This is a genomic window from Chloroflexota bacterium (assembly GCA_020850535.1).
GTDB lineage: Bacteria > Chloroflexota > UBA6077 > UBA6077 > JACCZL01 > JADZEM01.
This window is the reverse complement of record JADZEM010000039.1, coordinates 1-3,772: the sequence shown is the minus strand read 5'-3', so window position 1 is coordinate 3,772 and position 3,772 is coordinate 1. Positions and strand designations below refer to the sequence as shown.

Here is a 3,772-nt window from a genome sequence, read left to right as displayed (position 1 = left end):
TCGCCCTGATGCTGCTACCAGTGCAATCGTATGTTGAGCGCGTCGTGCGGCGGCGTCGGGGCTTGAAAGCCCCGCCTACGATCCTGCAGTCGCTGCGCGACGCTCCAGTCGCACCAGTGCCGGCCGTTCCCGGCGGCCGTCGCGCAGCGACTGAATGACGGTAGGCGGGGGTTTCAACCCCCGACCGCCCGTTCCATGATGCTTCGGGGACACCAATGAACATGCAATCGCCCTGGGGGTACGCCTCCGGCCTGCGGTGGGCGCGTCCGGCCGCCGGCCACGCCGGGCGGGGCATGAGCGCCGGACAGGCGAGAGGGGAGCAGGCCAATGGCCTGCTCCCCTCTCGTGAACGTGCGACCTGTTGCGGCGGCTGAGGGCTACTTGCCCTTCAGGCTCTCCGGCAGCGGCTTGTTGATCTGGACCGCCTTGACGTGCTTCGCCACGAGATCCGTGGTGTTCGTCGCGTTGAGCTGATCCATCAGGAACTCGAACTTGTTCTGCAGATCCTGGCCGATGCCCTCGGCGGACTCCTTCGGCAGGTTCCAGGTCTGCTGCTTAAACGGCCCCCACATCTTCTTGCGGGCCTTGTAGACAAACTGCTCGTCAGAGTCGTCCTTGCTGCGCTCGCCGAGCAGGTTGTCGAAGCACCACTTGCGGACCTCTTCCTTCAGGTCCGCCGGGAAGTGGCCGCCGTCCAGCGTGATGTTCTGGAACTCTGTCGCCAGGTGGACTTCCAGCGTCCCGACCTTCGGGAACTCGCCGAACGCCTCAGCCGGAAGAGTCGAAGCGCCGTGCTGCACCGCGCCGCCCAGCTCGTACTCGCGGGCCACCGCGCCAAGCTCGCGCAGCGTCTCGAAGTCGATCTTGACCCGCGCGATGGTGCCGTCCGGCAGTACCACGCCGCCGTGGCTGGTGCCCGTCTGCACGCTGACCTTGCTCAGGCCGCGCGGCCCCCCTGCGAAGTGCTCGTTGAAGCCGTCGAGGTACGCCTTCAGCTCGGCCACGGTGCTGTTGTGCTTGCCGACCTCGCCGATCTCGCCGCCGATGGAGATCGTCACGCCCTCCGGCTCGATCTGGCGGATGAGCGTCGCCAGCTCGCCGGTGTGGGTGACGTTGTGCTTCTGCTGCTCGGCCAGCGACTCCGGCTCCAGCGTCACGAGGGTCGAGGTGTCGATGTCGATGTTGCCGTAGCCGGCCGCCACGGCCTCACGGATCAGCTTCCGCAGGCCGTCGATCTCCTTCTCAGGGTCGGCCTTGTAGCGCCCGGCGTTCGCCTGGTAGTGATCGCCCTGGATGAAGATCGGCCCGACGTGCCCCTCGCGGATCGAGGCGGCGGTGACGACGGTCGCGAACTCTTCGCAGTTCTGCTCCGTGTAGCCCATCTCGGAGCGGGCCAGCTCGAAGATGAACGCGCCGCAGTTCTTCGCCTTCGCCGCGCGGACCAGCGCCTTGGCGGTGTCGTAGGCCATGCCGCGCACGTTGACGGCCGGCACGGTGATGGCGTCGTACTCGCCGCGCGCGCGCGCCTGATAGAGCGAGTCAATCGAGGCGGACTTGACCCCGACTTCCCAGGCGGACTGCCAGATCAGCCACTTCGCGGCGGCAGCGGTGTCGGCGTCGCCGAAGACGGCGGTGTGGGCCAGCCGGTCGATCAGCTCATTGCGGAGAAGGTCGGCGTTGGAGACGGTGACGCGGCCGTTGGTCAACTGGATGGCGCCCCGAATGGCGTCCAACATTTCAGACACACTGGCGTACTTCATAGCGACGGCTACCTCCTGCACGTCAACCTTGACACGAGACGGTTCAGTTATAGCAGGCAAGGTCGCCTTTCCCTGTGTCTCGTCTGCGCCCCCTGGTACACTGCCCGCACCATGACTCGGTACTTCACGCTCGACGAGGCGATCGCGCTCCTGCCGACCCTCCGCCCGATTCTGGAGCGGATCATCATGCTGCGCGCCCGCCTGGAGCGCGCCGAGCGGGACATCGTCAGCCTGCACTGGAAGGCGCGCACCAACGGCCACGCCGACCACGAAGGCTCGTTTGGCGAGGGGCAGTCCGCCCGCACCGACCTGATGGCCGAGATCAACGCCGAGCTGCTCAAGGTTCAGGAGCTGGGCGTCGAGCTGAAAGATCCCGCCCTCGGGCTGATCGACTTTCCGTCGATCCGTGGCGACAAGATCGTCTACCTCTGCTGGCGCCTGGGCGAGACGGAGATCGGCTACTGGCACGACACCGACACCGGGTTCGCCGGCCGCCAGCCGCTCTGACCGTCCTCAACTGACCACTGACACCTGATCGCCGAACACTCGTCATGCACGTTGCGCTCGACGCCCGCCTCGCCCACTACACCGCTGGAGGCATCGCGCACTACACGCTGAGCCTCGCGCGCGCCCTCGCCAAGATCGCCCCCGACGACCGTTTCACCCTGCTCCGAAGCATCAAGCAGCGCGGCCCGCGTGCCCGCGAGCTGCCCCACGCCCCGAATCTCCGCTCGACGCCGCTGCTGACGCCGCCGCATCACCGGCTGGAGCAGTGGACGCTGCCGCTGGAGATCGGGCGGGTCCGCCCGGACGTGCTGCACAGCCCGGACGTCATCCCGCCGTTCCGCCGGACCTGCCCGGCCGTGGTGACCGTCCACGACGTGGCCTTCCTGCGCTTCCCGGAGACCCTGACCGCCGAGAGCCGACGGTACTACGGACAGGTGCAGCGGGCAGTCCAGAGCGCCGAGCGGACCATCGTCGTCTCTGAGGCCACGGCCCGCGATCTTGCCGACCTGCTGAACGTCTCGGCAGCACGGGTGCGCGTCGTGCCGAACGGCCTGGACGACCGCTTCCGCGCGCCGCCCGATCCTGCCGCCCAGGCACGGGTCCGCGCACGCTGGCGGCTGGACCGCCCGTACCTGCTGTTTCTCGGGACGCTGGAGCCGCGCAAGGACATCCCGACCCTCCTGCGGGCGTTTGCCGAGGTGCGCCGGCAGCATCCTGACCTGCTGCTGGCGCTGGTCGGGCGGCGCGGCTGGCTCTACGAGCCGATCTTCGAGGCCATCACGAGCCTCACGCTGTCGGACGCCGTGCGGCACATCGAGGACGCCGCCGACGCCGACCTGCCGCCCCTGTTCGACGGCGCGACGGCCTTCGCCTACCCCTCGCTCTACGAGGGCTTCGGGCTGCCGGTGCTGGAAGCGCTCGCACGGGGGACGCCCACCGTCATCGCAGACACGTCGTCGTTGCCGGAGGTGGCCGGCGACGCGGCCCTGCGTCACCCGCCCGGCGACGCCGACGCCCTGGCCGCTGTCCTCCTCCGGCTGATCGGGGACACAGCCCTCCGCGCCGATCTCGCGCGGCGCGGCCCTGAGCGCGCGGTCGGCTTCACCTGGGAGCGCGCCGCCCGCCAGACGCTCGACGCCTACCGCGAAGCCCGTGCCGAACGGCCGAGCAGGGTGCTCGGTCGATGATCGTATGAGTCGTGGGGCGTGGGCCACAGGCCGTGGGGGCAGGAATGTCGAAGGGCGGCCACCGGAGATCCGGCGACCCAGGGCGATTGCATGTTTATTGGTGTCCCCGAAGCATCATGGAACGGGCGGTCGGGGGTTGAAACCCCCGCCTACCGTCATTCCGTCGCTGCGCGACGGAGACCGGGAACAGCCGTCGTCCGGTGAGACTGGAGCGTCGCGCAGCGACTGCAGGATCGTAGGCGGGGCTTTCAAGCCCCGACGCGGCGGCACGACGCGCTCAACATACGATTGCACTGGTAGCAGCATCAGGGCGATTGC

At 68.6% G+C, this 3,772-nt stretch carries 3 protein-coding genes; 2 read left to right on the top strand and 1 reads right to left on the bottom strand.

Annotation, left to right across the window (positions count from 1 at the left end; translation table 11 throughout):
- Window positions 1–377: 377 nt before the first annotated feature.
- The gene (locus tag IT306_06180; protein MCC7367989.1) at window positions 378–1,760 is read right to left on the bottom strand and encodes a class II fructose-bisphosphate aldolase; all 1,383 of its coding nucleotides are present in this window, start codon (window positions 1,758–1,760) and stop codon (window positions 378–380) included.
- Between the two features lie 111 nt (window positions 1,761–1,871).
- On the opposite strand from IT306_06180, the gene IT306_06175 reads away from it, so the two are divergent.
- Window positions 1,872–2,267 carry a DUF2203 domain-containing protein gene (locus IT306_06175; GenBank protein ID MCC7367988.1) on the top strand — a complete coding sequence of 132 codons (396 nt, stop codon included), beginning with the start codon at window positions 1,872–1,874 and terminating at the stop codon, window positions 2,265–2,267.
- A gap of 44 nt (window positions 2,268–2,311) precedes the next feature.
- The gene (locus IT306_06170) at window positions 2,312–3,454 is read left to right on the top strand and encodes a glycosyltransferase family 4 protein (GenBank protein MCC7367987.1); all 1,143 of its coding nucleotides are present in this window, start codon (window positions 2,312–2,314) and stop codon (window positions 3,452–3,454) included.
- Window positions 3,455–3,772 lie beyond the last annotated feature (318 nt).

Excerpts from the sequence above, each read along its gene's own strand:
- IT306_06180 (MCC7367989.1), bottom strand. The coding sequence starts at position 1,760 with ATGAAGTACGCCAGTGTGTCTGAAATGTTGGACGCCATTCGGGGCGCC.
- IT306_06175 (MCC7367988.1), top strand. The coding sequence starts at position 1,872 with ATGACTCGGTACTTCACGCTCGACGAGGCGATCGCGCTCCTGCCGACC.
- IT306_06170 (MCC7367987.1), top strand. The coding sequence starts at position 2,312 with ATGCACGTTGCGCTCGACGCCCGCCTCGCCCACTACACCGCTGGAGGC.